22 protein-coding genes and 1 riboswitch are annotated in these 22,043 nt (G+C 63.0%); of the genes, 5 read left to right on the forward strand and 17 right to left on the reverse strand.

Annotated features, from left to right (window positions below):
* Nucleotides 1-18 precede the first annotated feature (18 nt).
* From NKK50_RS12635 to NKK50_RS12670, 8 genes are all read right to left on the reverse strand, one after another.
* A complete protein-coding gene (locus tag NKK50_RS12635) occupies nt 19-1,485 on the reverse strand; it encodes a nucleotidyltransferase family protein (RefSeq protein ID WP_023819471.1) in 1,467 nt (488 codons plus the stop codon).
* Nucleotides 1,485-2,177, reverse strand: a complete 693-nt coding sequence (locus NKK50_RS12640) for a glycosyltransferase family 2 protein (protein ID WP_245260052.1) — start codon at nt 2,175-2,177, stop codon at nt 1,485-1,487. The genes NKK50_RS12635 and NKK50_RS12640 overlap by 1 nt, the downstream gene beginning before the upstream one ends.
* Nucleotides 2,162-2,914 carry a glycosyltransferase family 2 protein gene (locus tag NKK50_RS12645; protein WP_023684291.1) on the reverse strand — a complete coding sequence of 251 codons (753 nt, stop codon included), beginning with the start codon at nt 2,912-2,914 and terminating at the stop codon, nt 2,162-2,164. Before NKK50_RS12645 ends, NKK50_RS12640 begins: the two co-directional genes overlap by 16 nt.
* A gap of 33 nt (nt 2,915-2,947) precedes the next feature.
* Complete coding sequence (locus NKK50_RS12650; RefSeq protein WP_023725908.1) at nt 2,948-3,691, reverse strand: glycosyltransferase family 2 protein; 744 nt, start codon at nt 3,689-3,691, stop codon at nt 2,948-2,950.
* Nucleotides 3,688-4,737, reverse strand: a complete 1,050-nt coding sequence (locus NKK50_RS12655) for a serine kinase (RefSeq protein WP_352511112.1) — start codon at nt 4,735-4,737, stop codon at nt 3,688-3,690. Before NKK50_RS12655 ends, NKK50_RS12650 begins: the two co-directional genes overlap by 4 nt.
* Nucleotides 4,738-4,889: 152 nt before the next feature.
* Nucleotides 4,890-5,312: a PqqD family protein gene (locus NKK50_RS12660; RefSeq protein WP_023696905.1), complete on the reverse strand. Its 423-nt coding sequence runs from the start codon at nt 5,310-5,312 to the stop codon at nt 4,890-4,892.
* A gap of 161 nt (nt 5,313-5,473) precedes the next feature.
* Entirely contained in the window at nt 5,474-6,574 is a 1,101-nt protein-coding gene (locus NKK50_RS12665; RefSeq protein WP_023690258.1) for an FAD-binding oxidoreductase, read from the reverse strand.
* Nucleotides 6,575-6,611: 37 nt separating this feature from the next.
* On the reverse strand, nt 6,612-7,859 hold the full coding sequence (locus NKK50_RS12670) for an aromatic ring-hydroxylating oxygenase subunit alpha (protein WP_352543508.1): 1,248 nt from the start codon (nt 7,857-7,859) through the stop codon (nt 6,612-6,614).
* Between the two features lie 117 nt (nt 7,860-7,976).
* Nucleotides 7,977-8,178, reverse strand: a riboswitch (cobalamin riboswitch).
* A gap of 499 nt (nt 8,179-8,677) precedes the next feature.
* Between NKK50_RS12670 and NKK50_RS12675 the strand changes: the two genes are divergently transcribed.
* The 3 genes from NKK50_RS12675 to NKK50_RS12685 all read left to right on the forward strand — a co-directional run bounded on the left by NKK50_RS12675 (nt 8,678) and on the right by NKK50_RS12685 (nt 9,458).
* Nucleotides 8,678-8,884 carry a DUF680 domain-containing protein gene (locus NKK50_RS12675; protein ID WP_023668885.1) on the forward strand — a complete coding sequence of 69 codons (207 nt, stop codon included), beginning with the start codon at nt 8,678-8,680 and terminating at the stop codon, nt 8,882-8,884.
* Between the two features lie 65 nt (nt 8,885-8,949).
* Nucleotides 8,950-9,153 (forward strand): DUF680 domain-containing protein, encoded by a 204-nt coding sequence (locus NKK50_RS12680; RefSeq protein WP_023668886.1) that lies wholly within the window; start codon nt 8,950-8,952, stop codon nt 9,151-9,153.
* A 71-nt stretch (nt 9,154-9,224) separates the two neighbouring features.
* The gene (locus NKK50_RS12685; protein WP_023668887.1) at nt 9,225-9,458 is read left to right on the forward strand and encodes a DUF680 domain-containing protein; all 234 of its coding nucleotides are present in this window, start codon (nt 9,225-9,227) and stop codon (nt 9,456-9,458) included.
* A gap of 73 nt (nt 9,459-9,531) precedes the next feature.
* Here NKK50_RS12685 and NKK50_RS12690 read toward each other — a convergent pair whose 3' ends face one another.
* The 5 genes from NKK50_RS12690 to NKK50_RS12710 form a co-directional block, all read right to left on the reverse strand.
* Nucleotides 9,532-10,644, reverse strand: a complete 1,113-nt coding sequence (locus NKK50_RS12690) for an ABC transporter ATP-binding protein (protein ID WP_023668888.1) — start codon at nt 10,642-10,644, stop codon at nt 9,532-9,534.
* Nucleotides 10,645-10,710: 66 nt separating this feature from the next.
* A complete protein-coding gene (gene bglA, locus NKK50_RS12695; RefSeq protein WP_031198273.1) occupies nt 10,711-12,375 on the reverse strand; it encodes a beta-galactosidase BglA in 1,665 nt (554 codons plus the stop codon).
* Nucleotides 12,376-12,380: 5 nt separating this feature from the next.
* On the reverse strand, nt 12,381-13,535 hold the full coding sequence (locus tag NKK50_RS12700; RefSeq protein ID WP_023834417.1) for a carbohydrate ABC transporter permease: 1,155 nt from the start codon (nt 13,533-13,535) through the stop codon (nt 12,381-12,383).
* Nucleotide 13,536: 1 nt separating this feature from the next.
* Complete coding sequence (locus NKK50_RS12705; protein WP_023668891.1) at nt 13,537-14,550, reverse strand: carbohydrate ABC transporter permease; 1,014 nt, start codon at nt 14,548-14,550, stop codon at nt 13,537-13,539.
* 235 nt (nt 14,551-14,785) lie between these two features.
* Entirely contained in the window at nt 14,786-16,141 is a 1,356-nt protein-coding gene (locus NKK50_RS12710; RefSeq protein ID WP_023690253.1) for an ABC transporter substrate-binding protein, read from the reverse strand.
* A gap of 364 nt (nt 16,142-16,505) precedes the next feature.
* Between NKK50_RS12710 and NKK50_RS12715 the strand changes: the two genes are divergently transcribed.
* On the forward strand, nt 16,506-17,528 hold the full coding sequence (locus NKK50_RS12715) for a substrate-binding domain-containing protein (RefSeq protein ID WP_023745155.1): 1,023 nt from the start codon (nt 16,506-16,508) through the stop codon (nt 17,526-17,528).
* A gap of 165 nt (nt 17,529-17,693) precedes the next feature.
* Complete coding sequence (locus NKK50_RS12720; protein WP_023745154.1) at nt 17,694-19,040, forward strand: NAD(P)/FAD-dependent oxidoreductase; 1,347 nt, start codon at nt 17,694-17,696, stop codon at nt 19,038-19,040.
* Between the two features lie 25 nt (nt 19,041-19,065).
* Here NKK50_RS12720 and NKK50_RS12725 read toward each other — a convergent pair whose 3' ends face one another.
* From NKK50_RS12725 to NKK50_RS12740, 4 genes are all read right to left on the reverse strand, one after another.
* Complete coding sequence (locus NKK50_RS12725; RefSeq protein WP_023745153.1) at nt 19,066-20,478, reverse strand: S8 family serine peptidase; 1,413 nt, start codon at nt 20,476-20,478, stop codon at nt 19,066-19,068.
* Nucleotides 20,468-21,136, reverse strand: a complete 669-nt coding sequence (locus tag NKK50_RS12730; protein WP_023745152.1) for a hypothetical protein — start codon at nt 21,134-21,136, stop codon at nt 20,468-20,470. The genes NKK50_RS12725 and NKK50_RS12730 overlap by 11 nt, the downstream gene beginning before the upstream one ends.
* A 14-nt stretch (nt 21,137-21,150) precedes the next feature.
* Nucleotides 21,151-21,717, reverse strand: a complete 567-nt coding sequence (locus NKK50_RS12735; RefSeq protein WP_023725917.1) for a sigma-70 family RNA polymerase sigma factor — start codon at nt 21,715-21,717, stop codon at nt 21,151-21,153.
* Nucleotides 21,718-21,803: 86 nt separating this feature from the next.
* On the reverse strand, nt 21,804-22,043 hold a 240-nt coding region (locus NKK50_RS12740), incomplete at its 5' end, for a hypothetical protein (protein ID WP_352543509.1).

A 22,043-nucleotide genomic window follows, 5' to 3' on the forward strand; every position in this document is an offset into this window, starting at 1 on the left:
GGAAACAGCCACCCGCTCTCAGGTGGGTGAAAACCTTGCCGACAGCAATTGGAACGGCAGCGCGCCATAGGCGGCGACTTCGGCCTCATTGTCCCAGTTGCGGAACTGGCGCGATGGCCGTGCCTCGATCACCAGAGGCCGGCCGGTGTCGTCCACCGTTACCTTGCCGCGAAAGCGCAGCACACGTCCGCCGCCGGCGCGGCTGATCACCATGGAACGCAGGCGGGCGACATGGCCGCCGCCGGCATTGATTTCCATCTCAATGCGGCGCCGGATTGGTGGAACGACGATCCTGACGGTGACGTCCAGCACCATCGCTCCAGTCCTGTCCGGACGCGGCAGGGGCTGGGAAAGTGCAAACGGCGCCGACGTCGCTCTTGCCTTGCGCAATGTCGGCCTGCCGCGCCAGACGGCGGGCGTCGGCTGCTGCAGGCGGCCCTTTTTGCGTTTGAGGCGCAACTGCTTGGCAAAGCCGCGCGACAGCCAAACGAGGCCGCCGAAATCGGTGCGCGGCTTGGCCTGCAGCACCGAGGACCAGCGCGACAGGCCGGCGCGGTCGGCCAACTCAATCGTCTTTGCAAGTTCGGCCTCCGGCACCGCAATGCCGATCTCCAGGCAGAGATAGGAGAGCGCCACCGCCGCGGCGACGGCGAGGCCCCGCTTGGCGACGATGTCGGCGAACACGCCCCAGTCGACTGCGCCACTCTCGATGGCGACCGCACAGTCGACCAGCCAGTCGCTGTGGGTGTGGGCATCGAGGCCGCCATGTGCGATGGCGAGCGCCATGCGGTCGGCCGGAGAGGGCACAAGCACGCGGACGCCATTGAAATCGGCTGACAGCGCCCGCTGCCAGATCGCCAGATCATCTTCCGCGCTTTGCTGCGACCCGTCATAAGCGAGCTGGTGCAGGTCGATGTCGCCGAAACTGCCCTTGAAAAAATTCATCGAACGCAAGGACGCCAGCCTGGTGCGCAGATATTGCGGACTGACGCCGGTGGCGATCTGCCAGTCGCGTTCGCTAAGCACATCGAAGGCGGCAATCATGGCCTGCGAGCGCACCAGTATGTCGATGTCATGCGCCACCCGGCCGCGCTGCGCCGACGCGTTGACGGCGATGCGGCTGGCGCCTTTGATAAGCATCACCGCGCAGCCGGCGTCGATCATGGCCTGTAGCGCCGGCTCGGCCTCGCGCGCAGCCAGTCGCGATTTGGTCCACAGCATCTTTTGCAGGCCGACAAGACGTGGATAGGCCGGATGCCCAGCGAGCTTGCGGCCGAACCTGTCGGAGATCGCGGCCAGCAGCCGATGCTCGCGGAAAGCAGCATGGTCGATATCGTTCTCGTCGAGCCAGCGCGCCGCATAGGCCCCGGCCGCCTCTTCATCGGGGAGCAATGCGGCCTTCAGCAACTGGTCGAGGCCGCCAGTGGGCCATGACCAACCATAGTCCGGAAACCGACGGCCGATACGGCGCATGGCATTGGCCATCAGTCGGCGCTCGCCTTTTTCGCTGCTCGTCTTTGCATGGCCAGCCTTACGACTTCGACATAACCGCGGTCGCGCACGGGGTCGCGTCCATAGGACATGCTGTCGGGCCGGATGCGGCGCAAGGTTAGGACATCGTCGAGCATGGCAAGCGCAAAGCCCGCCTCGCGGACACGGGCGATCCAGTCGACCATGTCGCCGCGACCGCCTTGCGGGTCGATGATCGGACCGACGGCCTCGGCTACCTCCCGGCGGATCATCATCGTCGTGCGCGACCAGCCCGCCACGGCCACGTCCTGTTGCACATCGGGCTTGTCATCGCGAAACGTCCGCCAGTGGGCAAAGACTCCTGCCGTCGCGGGAAACCGCTCGAAATGCTCCAGCTGCCTTTCGATCTTGGTCGGCAGCCACAGATCGTCCGCATCGAGCGTGGCGACGAAGGGCGTCGCCAGCGCGGCGATGCCCCTGGTGGTGGCGCTGCCTGGTCCGGCATTGTCCTGGCGCAACACCTGCACCGGCATGCCCAGCGCATTGACCACCGCGACCGTATCGTCGGTCGAGCCGTCATCGACGACGATTATGGCGTCGGGCTGGACCGTCTGGGCCGCGACCGATCGCAGCGTCTCGGCGATGGTGGCGGTCGCGTTGAAGGCCGGAATGACGACGCCGTAGCTGGCCATCACAGGAAACGCCAATTCGCAAGTTCCTTGAAATCGAAGATGCCGTCGACAGGGTGCAAGGAGCGGTCGGCCTCGCGCCGTTTCATCGACTTGTAGACGGCGCGCATGAATTCGCGAAAAGGAACATCGGCCTGCCTGGTCATGTTGCCGGGATGGCGCCGGTAATAGAGCGCAACAGTGTCGGGCATCGTGAATTTCGGCCCGCTTTCGAAAGTGCGCAGCAGATAGTCGGTGTCCTCGGCCTGGTGGAAATCCTCGTCGAAGCTGCCGATGCGTTCGACCAACCGCCGGACGAAGATAGCGGGAGACAGGTGAATGCCGCGAACCGTCACCGAGTGGCTGTCGGCTGTCGGCTCCAGCGTATCGTCATCTATGTCGTCGACCAACGTCATGCGCGAATAGGTGAGCTCGAGGGTGGGGTCTGCGTCGAAACAGGCCAGATCCGCCTTGAAGCGGCCCGGCGGGGAAATGTCGTCCGAATCGAGAAACGATACCAGCCCGGTCTGCGGCAGCAATTGCCGCAAGCCCGCGTTGCGCGCCCGCGTCACCCCGGCATTCTGCTGCTGGAAAAGGCGAATGCACGGCGCCTCCGCGATCAGCGAGCGCACGACCGCCACCGAACTGTCGGTCGAACCGTCATCGATAACGATGATGTCGAGATCGGCGGCATCGCGCTGCCTCAGCAGCGAGCGCAGCGCCGAGCCGACATGGCGTTCGCGGTTGTAGACCGGCATGATCACGCTCAGCTTCACGCACGCATTCCAGGCTGTGATCTGTTCATTCTTTCACCACTCTGCCGGGCGCTTGATCTCGAAAAGCCCCTCGACCGGGCGCCGCGACGGATCGGCCTTGCGCCGCCGCAAGGATTTCTGAATCACACGCAGATATTCGCGCACCGCCACATCCCTTTGCTTGGTCAAATTGCCGGGGTGGCGCCGGTAGTATACCGCGACGGTGTCGGGAAAAATGTGCTTCGGGCTGGTTTCGAAAATGCGCAGCAGATAGTCGGCGTCTTCGCCCTGCCGGAACTCCTCGTCGAAAGCACCGGTACGGTCGATGAGTGCCCTGCGGAATATCCCGGCGCTAAGGCTGACGCCGCGCACGGTAGGACCTGCGCCGCCCGGCGCCGGCTGCAGGGCTTCGTCATCCATGAGATCGACGCGCGTCATCAGCGAGTAGGTCAGCTCGAGCGCAGGGTCGGCCGCGAACAGGGGTAGGCCAGCCTTGAATCGTCCAGCCGGCGAGACGTCGTCCGAATCCAGGAACGACACCAGTTCGGTTTGCGGCAGCAACTGCCTCAGCCCTGTGTTGCGCGCGTTGGCCACGCCCTGGTTTGCCTGCTGGAACAGGCGGATGCACGACGCTTCCCGCATGATGGCGCGGACTGCTTCAACGGAGCTGTCCGTCGAGCCGTCGTCGACAACGATGATATCGAGATCGGCATCGTCGCGTTGCCTGAGCAGGGACCGCAACGTCGAAACGACATAGATCTCCCGATTGTACACCGGCACAATGATGCTCAACTTCATGCAGCGCCCCGAAGGACGAAATCCGCAATCGTGCCGGCGATCTCGCGCGGCTCGGTCCCCAGCGACAGCCGGTAGCATGGCAGATCGCGGGTAAGCTCGCTGAAAAAGCGAAAGCCCGCTTCCCGCTCGCCCGGCATCTGCACGATTCCTGACGGGGCCAAGGCGATCATGGCATCCTTGCGCGATATGGGCATGACCGAGCTTCTCGCACCTCCCCTGATATGGGGCACTATCAAAGCAATAATGTCCAGACTTGCAGGAGGTGGTCGAGGCGCGATCTCGTCGATGCGAAAGGCATGCTTGCCTTGCCAGTTCAGCGGTTGGTACGACTTTAGCCGACCCTCCAGCTTCAGCCGCTTGAAGCCCTCCGGATCCTGCTTGAGCGTGGCAAACAGCGGATAGGCCGTCACCCCCTCGGTCCGGTCGATCAGCACATAGTCGTCGCCGACGCTATCGAGCCCATTGAGCAGGCCGGCGACGACCGTTCCCGATTTGCCGGCACCGCCGGAGCCCGCCAGCAACACGCCCTTGCCATCGATGCCCAGCGTGCCGGCATGGGTGAGCCGCATGCCGCGCGCCGCATATTCCCAATGCAGGAAGGCGCGCAGCGGCGCCCCTTGTTCCCATGGCGGAAAGGCGTCGGCCGACATCATCAGCTGCGCCCCGACATGGCGTTGCGGATCATGGAACTGCCAGAAGTCGAGGTCATGATAGTAGCTGCCGCGCAATCCGGCCTCTTCCAGCCGGTTGGCAAAGGCATGATGGTTGTAATCGCCTCGGCCCCAGGTGGCCGGGGCGGGGACGCCATCGATGGCCGGGTGGGCGACGAAAATGCGGCAGCCGTCAGATGCAGACGGATTTTCCGGGGCCGGTATGAAGGCATGGCTCATGGCTTCCGCCAGCGTGCCATGGTCGAGGTGGACACTCAGGTCCAGTCCCGGCAACCGCACGCTGGCGGCAACGGGATAGAAGGCGGCGGCGCTTTCCGCGGCCGCCAGCACATGGCGGGCATAATCCGGCAGGGTTTGCAGCGTGATCAAAGGCATGTGTTGGTTGTTCAGCGTCCAGAATTGCGCCGGGTCGCCTGATGCATGTCGCTCGGGGTGGCCCCGGTTTTGAGACGACGACATGCATAAAATCAAAGATCTAAACCGCGTCGCCTGAGTCCGTTCAAACGCGACGCGCTTTAGGGAAACGATTATGCCTGTTTCACCGCCGGCCAGCCGAGAGGTTCCTCGACCTCATGGATCGGGTCGACAATGATGAGATCGGCAAGGTCGTCATGGACATCGACCTTGAGCGGCTCATTGCTGGCAGCAAGCGCAGACGACAGCTCGCCCGAAAGCGGTTGTGCCGGCGTTTCGGCTGGCGCAAGCAACCCGAAATCGAGCAGTCGGGCAACGAAGCTTTCGAGGTCGGCCAGGCTTATTTTTGCGGCGCCCGCGGCAGCTCCGACCAGCGCTTCAGTGGCGACGCCGGACGACAAAGCCTGCCAGACCCGGCTGCCGGAATCGGAAAAGCCGAAATACTTGCCGTTCGAAAGATCGAGAACGACGGCTTCGCCATCGAATGATTCGAAAACGATGTCCTTGCTTGCGACCGCGTAGACCCGCTGTTGCATCGCTGTGTCCCCCGTCCCATGCGCCCTGAAGGGATGCGCCGGCTTCACGGTCTGCCAAGCCCTTCCTAAGTGCGTCTAAATCACTTGGCCGTTGGTTGGCAAGACAAAGACCCGCGAATACAACGCCTGCGTCGGCGACCGTTGCGGCGAAGTCGACCGGCTCAAGCCTCGATTTCGAGCGCCGACAATGGTTTCGAGCAGCAGGCAAGGATAAAACCGTCATCGATCTCGTGGTCGAGGATGCCGCCATTGTGGCTCATCTCGACTTCGCCGGAGACCTTCTTCACCTTGCAGGTGCCGCACAGGCCGAACTCGCAGGCGGCGGGAATCCGCACGCCCGAGCTGCGCGCGGTCTGCAGCACGGTCTGGCCGGCGACGCAGCCGGCGTCGACCTCCGAAAGCGAGAAGCGGATCGGCGTCACGGCTTCGACAGGTGCAGCGATGCCATCCTCGACCGGGGAGGCAAACGGCGCCGGAATTTCCTCCACCACAGGCGCGGCAAAGCTCTCCTGATGGTATTTCGTCATGTCGAAGCCGGCGGCATCCAGCATGCCGCGCACGGCGCGCATGAACGGATCGGGGCCGCAGCAGAAGATTTCGCGCTCGCGGAAGTCCGGAGCCAGCAAGGGCAGCCGGATCGCATCGATGCGGCCCATATGGCCGTACCAGCCTTCGCGGCTGGAACGTTCCTCGATCATGAAGCCGAGCGACAGGCCGGGCATATGGCCGCCGAGCAGTTCGAGTTCCTTGCGGAAGATGATCTCTTCGGCACGCCGCGCGCAGTTGACGAAACCGACATCGGTCCATGGCGCGCAGTCGTTCAGCCAGCGCAGCATCGACATCATCGGCGTCACGCCGGAGCCGGCGGAAATGAACAGGTATTTGGCCGCCGGGTGGCTGTGCAACGAGAAGTCGCCGGCCGGTCCGTAGGCCTTGACATGCGAACCGGGCACCAGATGGTCGAACATCCAGCGCGTGCCGATGCTGCCGGCCTGCGCCTTGATCGTCACCGCGATCGAAAACGGCCGCGATGGCGACGACGACAGCGTGTAGGTGCGCATCAGCGGCCCGTCCGGTGTCGGCAGTTCCAGCGTCAGGAACTGGCCCGGCTTGTAGCGGAACCAGGTCTGGTTGTCGGAGCGGAAGGTGAAGGTCTTGACGTCGGGCGCCTCGTCGCTGACGCCGATCACTTCCAGCACCTGCAGCCTATCGTTCCACGGCGCCATCTGGTCAAGATGGCGATAGAGCCCAAGATCCGTCATCGCATTCATCCTCTGGTCCCTCTTCGCCTGCTCCAGCTCACGCGACGCTGCGTAGCGCCGGCCGGCCGCCTTCGGCAAGGCGCGGGCCGATGAAGGCCGCGTACCATTCGACGAACTGGATCACGCCGCCCTCGTGCAGCTCCGAATAGGGGCCGGGCTCATAGGCCGGAGACAGGATGCCAAAGGCGTTTTCCTCGACGATGCGGCGGTCCTGGTCGTTGGTCTCGGTCCAGACATGGGTGAGCTCCTCAAGGTTGTAGTCGACCCCCTCGACCGCATCCTTGTGCACCAGCCACTTGGTCGTCACCGCGGTTTCGGTGGCGCTGATCGGCAGCACCCGGAAGGTGACCGCATGGTCGATCAGTATGTGGTTCCAGGTCGTCGGATAGTGGTAGTGCATCAAGGTGCCGATGCGGTCGGCGGCAACAGTGTCGGACAGGTTCTTCGTCACCGCGCGCTTTCCGGACATCGTGTAGCTGACGGCATCGCGCAGCAGCGGCGCGCGGGTGGCGCGGTATTGCCCGGCCGGATCGATGCGGAACTTGCTCGGCAGGCCCGCCGCCTCGCATTTCGCCCAGTGCGCCAGCATCTCCGGATCGCTGTCGGCGCCCTGCACGCCGGTCACCGTCGGCGCTTCGGGGAATGTCTTGCACAGCTCTGGATGATTGCCGGCGCAGTGATAGCATTCGCGGTTGTTTTCCCAGACCAGCTTCCAGTTGCCCTTCTCGATGATGGTGCTCTCGAAGGCGACCTTGGCTTCATTCAGCCGGTGCGGCTTGAGGTAGGGCTGTATCATGGCGCGCATCGGGGCAAAGTCGGCAGGTTCTTTTGCCAGGCAGATGAAGATGTAGCCGCCGACGCTCTCGCAGGCGACGGGCTTCAGGCCGAACTGGCTCTTGTCGAAACCGTCGGCCATCTGGCGGGCAAACAGCAGCCGGCCGTCAAGCTCGTAGGTCCACTGGTGATAGGGGCAGACAAGCTTTGCCGCCATGCCCTTCTCAGTGTTGCAGACACGGCTGCCGCGATGGCGGCAGGAATTGTGAAAGGCGTTGATGTTGCCCTTCTGGTCGCGGACCAGCACCACCGGATAATCGCCGATCTGCACGGTGATATAACTGCCGGGCTTCGGCAGTTCGCAATCATGGCCGATGAACAGCCAGTCGCGATACCAGATAAGCTCCATGTCGAGCTTGAAATAGTCCGGGTCGGTGTAGAAGGGCTGTTCCAGCGAAAAGCCTTGCTTGCGGCCGTTCAGGAGCCTCAACATGTCGTTACGCGTATCCATAGTTCTGTCCTCGTGGTTTAAGGACTGAACTTGGTGGTGATGGAGGAAGGATCGGACGCAGGCCGGCGCGGCGCCGGACATGCACTATCCACCTCTTGACCGCCCACCGCGATCAGTCGAGTCTATGCATCTCGGGCTGGTTTCCGGGCTTTGGAGTTGTCCTTGCGGACCATCGCGACACCTTCCCAGGCTGCTGCCCAGTGGTCTCCCGTTGCGACTTCAACTCCACCACCGTTGCGGGGGCAGCGCCGGATTCTGACCGGCTTCCCAATTCTCCGCTGCGTCGTCACGAAGCGGCACCTGAGATGCGATCATCTAATCACGGCAGCAATCGCGACGTCGGCATGAAAGCGACATCATATCCATGCGGCGCGACACGCGCGGCATACGCCCCGCCGACCACCGAAGGGCTGAGATCCTGTCTTGCGGCGCTATCATCGCCGTTTCGAATCGCTGCGGATCCAGTTCCGATCGGGGGCAAAAAGGGCTCAACGGTATCGAAAAGTTACTATTAGCAATCTCTAATCGAACCGAACGGTTCGTTTCTGTTGACAATGCGTGCAGGACGGTGTGAACGACGGCCCGGAAACCGACACCGGAGCGAACCACTCGGTTCGACACAAGCGACTGAAAACAATGCGATAAATGACCATAGAGGAACTTCCTGGCACAATTTCAAGGTGCAGGACCGTGGTCCACACGGAACAACTTCGTGATTGGCAACCAGCCTATGGCTTTCCCACATCGGGGCTGTCCGAACGACGCGAATTCCTCCCAAGACACGCCGCTAGACGGACAGACAAACTGGAGTACTAAAAATGAAAAAGATCATCCTCACTGCCGCAGCCGTTTTGGCGATCACCGGCAGCGCCTTCGCCGGTAGCGACAATTACGGTTCCAATGGTGCGAACCAGCCAGCCGTCTCGGTCGACAGCTCGTATACGGCTTCCATTCAGAAGCCGGCGCACGCTGACAAGCAGCCTGTCGTTCAGGGCGCCGACCGCGACCTCTACGGCAATCGCTGATCCCGACCAAAGAAGGGCGGCTAACCCGTCGCTCTCGGGATCCCAAAAAATTCAGGAGTATTGAAATGAAAAAGATCATCCTTGCTGCCGCCGCCGTTTTGGCCATCTCCGGCAGCGCTTTCGCCGGCAGCGACAACTACGGTTCGAACGGCGCCAACCAGCCTGCGATTACGTCGACCGATAGTGGCCATACGGCTTCGGTTGAGAAGTCGGCTCCAGCCGAGCAGGCGCCTGCCCACGGTGCCGACCGTAACCTTTTCGGCCGCTAAAAGCCGGTTTCCAGCACGTGGCGGGCTTATCCGCTGCAGCTGGCGGCATCAGAAAAATTCAGGAGACTAAAATGAAGAAGATCGTTCTTGCCACCGCAGCCGTTCTGGCTATTTCGAGCGCTGCCTTTGCCGGCAGCGACAATTATGGCTCCAATGGCGCCAACCAGCCGGCCGCTGCCGTCGACACCACCCGCACTTCGTCGACCGGCACCAACTCGGCGGTCTACAAGCTGCTGAACTCGTCGAACGACCAACAGAAGTTCGTTCCTCAGAGCAGCGACAGGGATCGGTTCGGCAACAACTAACAGCCGAAGCTTAAAAAAAGAGCGGCGGGCCTGGCCCGCCGCTCTTTTTTCATGCCTGTACGACGCAGCTATCTCAAGCCGCCTTCACTTCCACCGGCTTGAGCGAGAAGGAGTGCCCATCGGCGTCGAAGATGTGCAGGTCCCCGGCATCCGCGGTCAGTCGCAGCTTTGCCCCGCGCTTGACCTCGACATTGCCGGGCAGCTTGGTCACCAACGGCAGGTCAGCGCGGCCGATATCGACATAGACAAGCTGCACCTCGCCGAGTTGCTCGACATAGTCTACCACGCCCTCGAAAAGATATTCCGCGCCGGTGGCGGCCGACAGATCCTCCGGCCGCACGCCGAAGCTGACTGCCGCACCCTTTGCTGACGCCGGCGTTGCGATCGGCACCGTTGCCTTGCGGCCGCCGACATGGCTGACGATTGTCGGGTTGCCCGTCCTGTCGATTGTCGCCGGCAGGATGTTCATGGCCGGCGAGCCGATGAACTGGGCAACGAACAGATTGCCGGGCTTCTTGTAGAGGTCCATCGGCGTGCCGACCTGCTCGATATGGCCATCCTTCAGCACGACGATGCGGTCGGCGAGCGTCATCGCTTCGACCTGATCGTGGGTGACGTAGATCATGGTCGTGGCAGGCATCGATTCCTTGAGCTTGGCGATCTCGATGCGGGTCGCGACGCGCAGCGCCGCGTCGAGATTCGACAGCGGCTCGTCGAACAGGAACACTTTCGGATTGCGCACGATGGCGCGACCGATGGCGACACGCTGGCGCTGGCCGCCCGACATCGCCTTGGGCAGGCGGTCGAGATATTTGGTCAGCTGCAGGATTTCGGCGGCCTGCCGCACCCGCTTGTCGATCTCGGCCTTGCTTTCCTTGCCGATCTTCATCGAGAAGGCCATGTTGTCGTAGACGGTCATGTGCGGATAGAGCGCATAGGACTGGAACACCATGGCAATGCCGCGCTTGGAAGGCGGCACGTCGTTCACCACCTCGCCGGCGATCTTCAGCTCGCCGGAGGTGATCTCCTCAAGCCCGGCGATGGACCGCAGCAAGGTCGACTTGCCGCAACCCGACGGGCCGACGAAGACGATGAACTCGCCCGACTTTATGTCGAGGTCGATGCCGTGGAGAATGTGCAGATTGCCGTATGATTTCTTCACCTGTCTCAGCGTGACATCGGCCATAATTTCCTCCCAGTGATTTCCCTAGAGAACCTGGATTTCCTCAAAAAATCCAGTTTCGTCAAAAACTCAGTCGATGCGCCCGAACCAGGCGCCGTAGCCGCCGAGGCGGATGGAACCTGTGCCGGATTGTCCCGAAAAACCGTGCCCGGCCAATGGCAGCAGCGCCTGACCACCGAGATCGACCTCGGCCGGCTTGCTGGCCAGATTGAAGACGCAGACGATCTGCTCATTGCCCTCACGGCGAGTGAAGGCGACGGTGTCGCCCTCGCTTTCGATGAACTCGATGTCGCCTTTGGCCAGGGCCGGATGCTGGCGGCGGAAACCGAGAAAGCGCCGGTAGTGCTCGAGCAGCGAGGCCGCGTCGCCCTGCTGAACATTGACCGCTTGCGACAAGTGCTTGCCCGGCACCGGCAGCCAGGGCTTGGCCGTCGAAAAGCCGGCATTGCTGGCGGTTGCATCCCACACCATCGGCGTGCGGCAGCCGTCGCGGCCCTTGAATTCGGGCCAGAAGCGAATGCCGTAGGGGTCCTGCAGATCCTCGAACTGCAACTCGGCTTCGCCCAGCCCAAGCTCCTCTCCCTGATAGAGGCAGACCGAACCGCGCAGCGACATCAGCAGCGCCGAGATAACCTTCAGATAGGCGGCCGGGTCGGCCTCGTCGGCGGCCCAGCGCGAGGCCGGACGCATCACGTCGTGGTTGGAAAAGGCCCAGCACGACCAGCCGTCGCTGGCGACCTTGCCGAAGGCTTCCAGCACCTGGCGCACCTTGGCGGCGCTGATCTTTTCCGGCGCCAGGAAATCGAAGGAATAGCACATGTGGACGCGTTTGCCGCCGGCGGTGTAGGCGGCGACCACTTCCAGCCCACGCTGCGAATCGCCGACTTCGCCGACCGCGGCGGCCGCCGGATATTCGTCGAGCAGCGCCCGGAACCGTTCGAGGAAGGCAAGGTTTTCCGGCCGGCTCTTGTCGTAGATATGGTCCTGGTAGTTGTAGGGATTGACCGCAGGTGCTGTCTGGTCGTTGCGCTCTTCGGGCGGCAGCGGCGGATTGTTCTCCAGCCCCTGGCTGTGGAAGTAGAAATTGATGGTGTCGAGGCGGAAGCCGTCGACGCCGCGCTCCAGCCAGAAGCGGGTGACGTCGAGCAGCGCGTCCTGGACTTCCAGATTGTGGAAGTTGAGGTCCGGCTGCTCGGACAGGAAATTATGCAGATAATATTGCTGGCGGCTGGTGTCCCACTGCCAGGCCGAGCCGCCGAAGATCGACAGCCAGTTGTTGGGCGGCGTGCCGTCCGGCCTGGCGTCGGCCCAGACATACCAGTCGGCCTTGGGATTGCTACGGCTGGCGCGGCTCTCCTTGAACCATGGATGGTTGTCGGCGGTGTGCGACAGCACCTCGTCGATCATCACCTTGAGGCCGAGGTGATGGGCTTCCGCAACCAGCGCGTCGAAATCGGCGAGCGTCCCGAACATCGGGTCGACGTCGCAATAGTCCGAGACGTCGTAGCCGAAATCCTTCATCGGCGACTTGAAGAAGGGCGAAATCCAGATGGCGTCGACGCCGAGCGAGGCGATGTAGGGCAGCCTGCGGATGATGCCCTTGAGGTCGCCGATGCCGTCGCCATTGGAGTCCTGATAGGAGCGCGGATAGATCTGGTAGATCACCGCGCCCCGCCACCAGTCGCGATCGACGGCGAGATCGGGCTTCGAGGTCGCCTTCAAAGCGGCTTGCATAAGTCTCAACCTCCTTTGACCGAGCCGGCCAGCAGCCCGCGGACGAAATAGCGCTGCAGCGAGAAGAACACGATCAGCGGCACGATAATGGTGACGAAGGCCGATGTCGTCAGGATTTCCCAGTCGCCGCCGCGCGAGCCGAGCAGCGCGTTGAGCTTCGCGGTCAGCACGATCTGGTCCCCTTCGGTACCGAGGAAAACCATTGCCACCAACAAATCGTTCCACACCCACAGGAACTGGAAGATTGCAAAGGACGCCAGCACCGGGAAGGACAGCGGCAGCACGATCTTGACGAAGATTTCGAAATCGCTGGCGCCATCTATGCGCGCCGATTCCATGATCTCGCGCGGCAGGCCGGCAATATAGCTGCGCAGGAGATAGATGGCGAAGGGCAGGCCGAAGCCGGTATGCGCCAGCCAGATGCCGAGATAGGTTTTCGACGGCACACCGAAGAAGATGCCGACGCCGTTGTAGATCTTCAAAAGCGGGATCAAGGACATCTGCAGCGGCACGACCAGCAGGCCGATGATTGTGGCGATCAGCAAGGCGCGGCCGGGAAAACGCATCCACGCCAATGCATAGGCGGCGAAGGCGGCGATCAGGATCGGGATGACCGTCGCCGGGATGGTGACGGTCAGCGAGTTTATGAACGAGCGGCCGATGCCCTCCGAAAACAGCACGGTCTTGTAATTGTCGGTGGTGAATTTCGGCGGCGCCGACGAGGCGTAATAGACGCGCTGGCCACGGTCGCCTTCGAAAGCCTTGGGCGAACTCATGACGAACGTTCCGTCGGCATTGAGCTGCAAGGTCACGCCGTCGCCGAGATCGGCAGTGGTGCCGGCCGGATATTGCGTCGGTGCCGCCGACTTGACGCCGAAGGCGCTGATGTTGCGCGCAGCACCGTCGCCGAAGATATTGCCGGCAAGCAGGAACTTGCCGTCCTTCTCGACCTGCGCCGAGGCCGGCGGCAGGCGGCCGGCTTCAGTCTGGCTGGAGCTGGAGAACGAGTTCCACCAGCCCGAGGCGATGATCTGGTCCTTGTCGCGCAGCGACGAGACCAGGATGCCGAGCGTCGGCACGGTCCAGACGGCGACGAAGACAAGCACGGCGATGTGGACGCCGAAGCGGCTGGCAAAGGACTTTCCGGTCGCGACGGCCATCTCAATGTCCTCCCGTCTCTTTGTTCGCCTGGCGGATGTTCCAGACCATGATCGGGATGACCGCGATCATGATGATGATGGCGATGGTGGCGCCGCGGCCGAAATCGCCGCCGCCGCGGAACATCCAGTCGAACATCAGATTGGCCAGCACTTGGCTGTTCCATTGGCCGTTGGTCATGGTCAGCACGATGTCGAACACTTTCAGCACCAGGATGGTGATCGTCGTCCAGACCACGGCGATGGTGCCCCAGATCTGCGGCACCATGATCTTCCAGAAGATCTGGAACGGATTGGCGCCGTCGATGACCGCGGCTTCAAGCGTCTCTTCGGGGATGCCGCGCAACGCCGAAGACAGGATGACCATGGCAAAGCCGGTCTGGATCCAGATCAGGATGATCATCAGGAAGAAATTGTTCCAGAACGGCAGCGATATCCAGACCTGCGGCTGGCCGCCGAAATACTGGATGATGGCGTTGAGCAGGCCGATCTGCGTCTGGCCCTCGCCGCGATATTCGTAGATGAATTTCCAGATCACGCTGGCGCCGACGAAGGAGATCGCCAGCGGCAGGAAGATCAGGCTCTTGGCGATTGTGCCCCACCAGATCTTGTCCGTGAGCACGGCGATTATCAACCCTAGAAAGGTGCAGGCGGCGGGCACCACCGCCAGCCAGATGATGTTGTTCAGGATCGAGTTGCGGAACTCGCGGTCGCCGAACGCCCATTCATAGTTGGCGAAGCCGACAAAATGCTGGCCGCCGCGGTCGAGGAAGGACAGCCAGAGCGTCGCCACCACCGGATAGATCAGGTAGACGGTGAGGATGATCATCGCCGGGCCGACGAACAGCCACGGACGGACCAGTCCTTGCCGGCGCAGATTGTCGATGGCCGCAGCCCCGGCCACGCCGCGCGACGGGAATATCAGGTCGACCAGCTTGTTGGCGCCCCAGAAATAGGCGACGCAGCCGCCGACGCCGATGATGATGACAAAAATGGCCGATAAGATCTGAGCAGCCATGGGTCCCTCTTCCCTGCGCATGATCGGCCGGGCCTTGAACAGCCCTGGCGATGTGGCTCTGCGCCGATTTAAGTTATTCTGAAACGAACGAACGCAAATCGGTCCGGCGTAAGGCGCCGGTCGGATCCGGGCCATAGCGGCCCGGATCCAGTCTGTGGAGGAAGTCCTGAATTTGCCGCCAAAGCGGCTGATTACTTGGCAGTGGTTACTTGCCAGCTGACTGCTTGCCAGCTGACTACTTGATAGCGTCCCAGCTCTTCTGGATGTCGGTGGCGACATCCTGCGCCGACTTGCCGCCGACCAGATCGATCATGCCGGTCCAGAAGGCGCCGGCGCCGATCTTGCCCGGCATCAGGTCCGAACCGTCGAAGCGGAAGGTCGAGGCATTGGCGAGGATATCGCCCTGCTTCTTCAGCGCGTCGCTGGCATAGGCATCCTTGTTGACCGACTTGAGCGGCGTGACGAAGCCGCCCTGGGCCATCCAGATTTCATGTGCCAGCGGCATTTTCAGGAATTCGATGAACGCGCGTGCACCCTTCGAATCCTTGGTGATCATGGCCAGCGTGCCGGCGCCGAGCACAGGCGTGCCCAGCTCGGGCTTGGATGCATAGGGCGGGAAGTAGAAGAAGTCGGCGTCCTGTCCAACCTTTGTGCCTTCCGGGAAGAAGGTCGGGATGAACGATGCCTGATGGTGCAGGTAGCATTTCGGCGGCACCGAGAAGAGGCCCTTCGGGCTGTCGCGGAAGTCGGTCGCGGCAACCGCCTTGGCCCCACCGTCGACCATCTTGTCGTCGGTCGCGATCTTGCCGAAAATGTCGATGGCGTTGACCACCGCCGGATCGTTGAACGGGATCTCGTTCTTTACCCACTTGTCATACACGTCGGGCGTCTGGGTGCGCAGCATGATGTCTTCGACCCAGTCGGTCGCCGGCCAGCCGGTAGCGCCGCCTGAGCCGAGGCCGATGCACCACGGCGTGCCGCCGTCGGCGATGATCTTCTTCTCGAGGTCGGCGAGCTCTTCCTGGGTCTTGGGAACCTTGTAGCCGGCTTCCTCGAAATTGTCGGGCGAATACCAGACCAGCGATTTCACGTCGGCCTTGTAGGGGAAGGCGAAGAAGCCCGGCTTGCCGTCCTTGTCCTTGAAGGTGCCGAGATCGACCCATGACTGGCCGGCGCCGTAATTGTCCTTGATCCATTTGGCGGTGTCGTCGCCCAGCGGCGTCAAAAGGCCCTTGGACGCCAGATCCTGGATCAGGCCCGGCTGCGGCAGTACGGCGATATTGGGCGGGCTGCCGGCCTGGGTATCGATGACGATCTGCTGTTCGTAATTTTCCGACGAGGAGTATTTGATCTCGGCGCCGGTGGCTTCCTGAAAATATTCGAGAACAGTGCGGATGAGGCCTTCGTCCTCGCCGCGCCAGGGCCCGAAGATGGTCAGCGTCTCGCCCTTGAGATCGACCTTCTTCAGCTCTTCGTAATTGGCCCAGTTGAAGCGCTTGTCTTCCCCGGGCTTGAACTTCAGTTCGGCTTGCGCCGGCAGGGACAAGGCGAGCGTGGCAAACGCTGCGCCAAGCAGAAGCATCTTCTTCATCGGTATTCCTCCCAGTGTGGACACATACACCCGGACGGAACCTCCATTCCGCCCGCCGACGCTGCAGGACTGTGACTCGTTCAGAAAGGAACCGCAACCTTTCGAAGAGTCTTCCAAAGCGCTTTGGTCTTTTTGATCTCGCCATTGAATCGGCTGCAAGTCAAGAGGGCGGTGAGCTAATCGATTTAATTTCGAGCTGGAAGACTTGGTAAAGTGCACTGCAGCATAGTTTTACGGCGGTGCAGCAGCGTATTAAGCTTCAAACTGGCCGGACCAGTGCGTATGGTCGACCAGCTTGGCCGCGCCCGTTGTGGCGCCGCGTGGCTTCAAAATTAAAAGCGCTTTGAGGCTTGGAGGCCTCCCAGTGAACCTGAAGCAGCTCTCTCATATGCTGGCCCTGTCGCAGACAACGGTAAGCCGTGCGCTCAACGGCTATCCCGAGGTCAACGAGGAAACCCGCCGGCGTGTGGTGGATGCCGCCAAGCGCCACGGCTACCGGCCCAACCCGAGCGCGCGCCGGCTGGCGACCGGCAAGACGGGCATGATCGGTTATGTCCTGCCGACGGGCGCCTCCGTCGACATCGACCCGCATTTCGTCGAATTCCTCTCCGGCCTCGGCGACTATGCCCGCTCGCACGAGCTCGACCTGGTGCTGTCGCCGGCCGATGCCGACGACCAGGAAACCACCTATCGCCGCATCGTCGCCAACCGACAGGTCGACGCCGTCTACATCTCCTCGCCGCGCCCGGCCGACCGGCGGGTGGCGCTGGTCAACACGCTTGGCATTCCCTTCATCGTCCATGGCCGCAGCGAGGGTTCCGATTTCGACTACCCCTTCACCGACATTGACAATGAGGGCGGCTTCCACGATGCGGCCCGGCTGCTGGTTCAGCTCGGCCACCGGCGGCTGGCGCTGATCAATGGCGACGACCGCGAGACCTTCGCCATCCACCGCGAGCGCGGCATGCGCAGGGCGCTGGCCGCGAGCGGCCTGACGCTCGGCGAGCGCCATGTCTGCTCGGTGACGATGACCGAGGAGAACGGCTATCGCGCCGCCAGGCGCCTGCTCGAACAAAGCGAACCGCCGACGGCGATCGCCTGCTCCAGCCTGATCATGTCGCTCGGCGTCGTGCGCGCCGTGCGCGACCTTGGCCTGACCATTCCCGGCGACCTGTCGCTGATTGCCCATGACGACGTTTTCCCATGGCTGAAGCCGGAGAATTTTTCCGTGCCGCTGTCGACGACGCGCTCGTCGATCCGCCTGGCCGGCGCCCGCATCGCCGAACGCTTGGCAGCGCGCATTTCCGGCTTGGAAGAAGGGGCGCGAGGCGAGGTCTGGCCAGTCGACCTTGTGGTCAGGGGTTCGGTCGCAGGCGCCCCGGTCTAGGGATTAATCCATCGCTCCGCTGGGCAAGTTCACCCTTGTGGATGTTGCCCGCAGATAGATTGACTTTGTTGGGACAACGGTCTGCCTGGACCTGTCCTTGATTTGGCTTCTAGTGGGTGGCAACCAGTAAGCCAGAGCCATCAACCAGTCCTCAGGGTGCGCCACTTGCCCACATTCCCGTTCTCCGAAACGGATCCAATCCGGCATCCTGGCCCGCCGCCGAAAGCGTCGGAGGTGGTCATTGTCGGTGGCGGCATCATCGGCGTAACGACAGCGCTTTTCCTGGCACAGCGGAACATCCCGGTGACGCTGCTGGAAAAGGGACGCATTGCGGCCGAACAGTCGTCCCGAAACTGGGGCTGGATCCGAAAGCAGGGACGAGACGCGGATGAACTGCCCATCGTCATCGAGGCTATTCGCCTGTGGCGGCAACTGGCTGAGGAATGCGGCGAGGACATCGGCCTGACCCAGACAGGTGTGACCTACCTGGCGAAGACCGACAAGGACATGGCCGGCTTCGAAGCCTTCATGAAGATCGCCGCGATCCATGCGCTCGACACCCGTCTCCTGGATGCAGACGAAACCGCGACACTCATCAAAGGCATGTCGCGCAAATTCAAGGGCGCGATGACGACGCCCTCCGACATGCGCGCGGAGCCTTGGCTGGCGGTGCCCGCACTTGCCCGGCTCGCCGTGCGAAAAGGCGTCAAAATCGTCGAGAATTGCGCAGCGCGAACCCTCGAAATCTCAGGCGGCAAGGTCAAGGGCGTGTGGACCGAGACGGGGTATATCGAGGCCTCCAGCGTGCTGGTCGCGGGAGGTGCCTGGTCATCCTTGTTCCTGAGAAGACACGGCGTCTCCATCCCCCAGCTCAGCGTCAGGGTAACCGCAGCCGCAACGGACCCCTTGGCTGAAATCTATGCAGGTGCGGCGACTGACGAACACATCGCTTTCAGGCGCCGGCAGGATGGCGGGTATACGCTCGCCGCGGGCGGCAGCCATCTGCATTACCTGGGACCTGACGCCTTCCGGCACGCCACCAAATATCTTCCTGCGCTGAGGGACAATCCGCTGGGGACACGCTACTTTCCGTTCGCGCCGTCAGGTTACCCCGATGCCTGGTCGACGCCGCGCGATTGGGCGCCGGATTCGCACAGCCCTTTCGAGAGAATGCGGGTGCTCGACCCGGCCCCTGAACCGGCCCGTCTGCGTTCGATAAAACGCAAGTTCAAGCACCTCTTTCCGCAGTTCGAGAGGGTTCGCCTGAAGGCAGGCTGGGGCGGCATGATCGACGCCATGCCGGACGTCGTCCCCATCGTGGATCATGTGGCGGCCGTCGGTGGTCTTTTCGTCGCGACGGGAATGAGCGGTCACGGCTTCGGTATCGGGCCTGGCATAGGCCGTGTCGTTGCCGACCTGATCCAGGGAAACCAGACCGGGCACGACCTCAGCCGCTTCCGGCTGTCGCGCTTCCATGATGGCAGCCCTGTCCGGCTGGGCCCGGCGCTCTGAATTGGTGGCGCGAATTTCGCCCGGTTTACTTGTTCGCCGCCGCCTTCGTATCCAGCAGCCCATAACCGAAATCATTGTCCCGCCCCTTCGGGCCAAGGTCCCTGGCGGTGGCGGCCAGCGCCTTTTCGATGTCGTCGGCGGAGCGCTCGGGTGAAGCGTGGATCAAATTGGCGATAGCGCCGGACACGATCGCGGCGGCAAACGAGGTGCCGGTGACGACGTCGGAGCCGGCGCCGCTCGGCGCCACCATCTCGACGCCGGGCGCCGAGATGAAGACATAGGCGCCGCGATTGGCCTGCTGCATCAGCCCGTCCTTGGCGTCGGTGGCGGTGACCGCGATCACGCCCTCATAGGCGGCGGGGTAACCATAGGGCGCTTTCGGCCCGTTGTTGCCGGCCGCCGCGACCAGGATGATGCCGAGCCCACGGGCGTTGCGGCAGGCGGTGGCGAGCAGGTCGTTCTTGGGGCCGACGAAACTCATATTGATGATGCTGACATTCTGGTCCGCCGCCCAGTCGAGCGCCGACAGGATGACATCCATGGTCGACTTGCCGTCCTCGAAGGCGCGGGCGTGATAGATCCTGGCGCCGGGCGCCATGCCTTCGAGCGGGCCGACGCCGGCGATCAGCCCGTCGACCGAGGTACCGTGGTCACGCTTTTCGACCGGCACGTTGGGCATGGCGTCGAACTGATCAGCAATGACGCCGGAAAGCGCCGGATTGGTGTCGTCTATGCCGGTGTCGATGACGGCGATGCGCACGTTTTCGCCACTGGCTTGCTTGTTGTCGAGCTGAATGCGCTCGAAGGCATAGTTGACGATGCCGGCCGCCTGCTGCAGCGAATAGATATGGTTTGGCTCGCGCCGCAGGGTGCGGCCATCGGCGGCCAGCTGCGCCAGCACGGCGCCGACTGTGCGGCCGTCGGGAATGCCGAAGCGCACCAGTGTGGTGCCGAGCAGCCGCGACTGGCGCTGCGAACGCACTTCAAGGCCGAAGGAGGCGGCGATCTGCTGGACGGCGCCGGCATCGCCGTCGACGGTCACCAGCACCTCGTCGGGCACGAACTCGCCGGCGATGGCACGGCGCGGCGCGGTCGCGACAAGATCGGTCGGCGAAACGATCGCCCCGCCGGCGGGTGGCCCGGCCTGCGTGTCGGCAGGCGGCGCTGACGGCCGTGGCGTCGGCACGGGCGCTACGGGAGCCGGTGGGTTGGGAAACAGGTCGACGATCAGGGCCGGAAGGGTAACTGCGCCTGGTTCGCCGCCGACGTTGGCCTCATTGCCGTCTTTCGGGCAGTCGGCAGCCGCCGCTCCGGCCGCGTCGGTGCAGTCGGCCCGGCCGGCATTGGGATCATTGGTCTGCGCCGACGCCGGCACGGCGACGATTGTCGTCGCCGCCACCAGGATCGCCGCAAATCGAATGACCGCCCTAGCTGCCATCAACCGGTTTCCTTCCCTCGATCACAGTCTCCGCGAACGGCTGGGCGGCAATAAGACCGACGAGCTTGGTGTAGTCTGCTCCGGTCTTGACCGGGATAGCAATGCGGAAGACGCCCGAGGCGGTCGGCCCGCCGGCGATCTTCAGCGCGTTCTGGTCGAGGAAGGCGGCGATGTCGGACATCTTCGCATCCGGCTTGAACTTGACCAGCGCGAACGGCAGTTTCGTCAGCTCATCCTCGGCGCCGGCAACCTCGAAATCATGGCTCTTGCCGCCGGTCTGCACGTAGGACTGCACCACGACCAACGCCAGCAGCACCGCCGCTGCCGCCCAGCCGACCGTGGCCGGCATCGCCGTGAACCGGCCGAGTGCCTGCGCCAGCCAGGAACGGCCCGCGGGAGCGCGGACCGGTCCGGCTTCGGCGTCGAGCGCCCTGGCAAAGCGGCTGAGCGCATCGGCCGGTGGCCGGATCGCCTCGTTGGCGGCGGTGGCGCCGGAGAATTCCGCCTCAGCCTCGCCAAGCGCCGCCATCGCCGCCGGATCGCTCGCCAGCCATTCCTCGACGGCTTCGAGGTCCGAGCCTTCCAGCGAGCCGTTCAGGTAGAACGGCAGCAGCGTTTCCATTTCGTCACGGCGTGACATTTTTCCAGCGGCGCTCATATCTTCAGGATTGCTCATGGCCACCCCCTGTCGTAACCGGCGGCCTTGAGGGCTTCGCCGAGTTTCTTGCGGGCGTAGAACATTCGGGTCTTGACGGTGGCGACCGGGATGCCGAGCACCTCGCCGATCTCCGTCACCGACTGTCCATGGTAATAGGCAAGGTCGACCACCGAGCGGTGTTCCTCCGGCAAGGCATCGACGAAGCGCCGCAAGGCGGCGCCCTTGTCTTCCTTCATGGTGGCGACTTCCGGCGTGTCGGCGCCATCGGGAACCTGCGCCGCATCGTCGTCATCGATCCAGTCTTCTTTTTTCTTGCGCAGCATCGACAGCGCCTTGAAGCGGGCGATGCCGAGCAGCCATGTCGAGACTTCCGAGCGCCCTTCGAAACCGGGCGCCTGGCGCCACAGCTCAAGAAAGACCTCGTTTGCGATATCGTCGGCCATCATTTCCGATCCCGTCTGGCGCACCACGAAGCGGTAGACCCGCGCGTGGTGACGCATGAACAGCAGCCGAACAGCGGCACGGTCGCCCTTCGCGACCCGGTCGACAAGCGCGCGATCAGTCTCGGTCGCTGCCGTCATGGCCGGTCGAGCCGCCTGGCTCCTGTCTGCTCTGTCGCCGATCGGTTCAAAAAGGTTCATCCTTCCGCCAAGGAATTTTGGCGAAGCTAACCGAAGAAGGTGAGTGTTGCCAGAGTGTCTCCCTTCTCCCCGTCACTATACGGGGAGAAGGTGGCGGCAGCCGGATGAGGGGCGGCACCGGCGTTGGGGTATTTATGTTTGATGTTGCGCTGCCCCTCACCCTTGTCCAGCCGATAGATGGGTAACACTTTGAACCGGATACATAGGTGACACTTCTCTCCCCCTATGCGTCCGCCGCAGCGCCAAGCGGATTGGTTGGCGCGGCG

Source organism: Mesorhizobium sp. M0001 (assembly GCF_040324255.1).
Taxonomy (GTDB): Bacteria; Pseudomonadota; Alphaproteobacteria; order Rhizobiales; family Rhizobiaceae; genus Mesorhizobium.

Coding starts and splice junctions, on each gene's coding strand:
- NKK50_RS12735 (WP_023725917.1), bottom strand. CDS start 21,717: ATGACGGCAGCGACCGAGACTGATCGCGCGCTTGTCGACCGGGTCGCG.
- NKK50_RS12675 (WP_023668885.1), top strand. CDS start 8,678: ATGAAAAAGATCATCCTCACTGCCGCAGCCGTTTTGGCGATCACCGGC.
- NKK50_RS12670 (WP_352543508.1), bottom strand. CDS start 7,859: ATGGATACGCGTAACGACATGTTGAGGCTCCTGAACGGCCGCAAGCAA.
- NKK50_RS12700 (WP_023834417.1), bottom strand. CDS start 13,535: ATGGCCGTCGCGACCGGAAAGTCCTTTGCCAGCCGCTTCGGCGTCCAC.
- NKK50_RS12685 (WP_023668887.1), top strand. CDS start 9,225: ATGAAGAAGATCGTTCTTGCCACCGCAGCCGTTCTGGCTATTTCGAGC.
- NKK50_RS12705 (WP_023668891.1), bottom strand. CDS start 14,550: ATGGCTGCTCAGATCTTATCGGCCATTTTTGTCATCATCATCGGCGTC.
- NKK50_RS12710 (WP_023690253.1), bottom strand. CDS start 16,141: ATGAAGAAGATGCTTCTGCTTGGCGCAGCGTTTGCCACGCTCGCCTTG.
- NKK50_RS12660 (WP_023696905.1), bottom strand. CDS start 5,312: ATGCAACAGCGGGTCTACGCGGTCGCAAGCAAGGACATCGTTTTCGAA.
- NKK50_RS12680 (WP_023668886.1), top strand. CDS start 8,950: ATGAAAAAGATCATCCTTGCTGCCGCCGCCGTTTTGGCCATCTCCGGC.
- NKK50_RS12635 (WP_023819471.1), bottom strand. CDS start 1,485: ATGGCCAATGCCATGCGCCGTATCGGCCGTCGGTTTCCGGACTATGGT.
- NKK50_RS12655 (WP_352511112.1), bottom strand. CDS start 4,737: ATGCCTTTGATCACGCTGCAAACCCTGCCGGATTATGCCCGCCATGTG.
- NKK50_RS12730 (WP_023745152.1), bottom strand. CDS start 21,136: ATGAGCGCCGCTGGAAAAATGTCACGCCGTGACGAAATGGAAACGCTG.
- bglA (WP_031198273.1), bottom strand. CDS start 12,375: ATGCAAGCCGCTTTGAAGGCGACCTCGAAGCCCGATCTCGCCGTCGAT.
- NKK50_RS12725 (WP_023745153.1), bottom strand. CDS start 20,478: ATGGCAGCTAGGGCGGTCATTCGATTTGCGGCGATCCTGGTGGCGGCG.
- NKK50_RS12650 (WP_023725908.1), bottom strand. CDS start 3,691: ATGAAGTTGAGCATCATTGTGCCGGTGTACAATCGGGAGATCTATGTC.
- NKK50_RS12690 (WP_023668888.1), bottom strand. CDS start 10,644: ATGGCCGATGTCACGCTGAGACAGGTGAAGAAATCATACGGCAATCTG.
- NKK50_RS12665 (WP_023690258.1), bottom strand. CDS start 6,574: ATGACGGATCTTGGGCTCTATCGCCATCTTGACCAGATGGCGCCGTGG.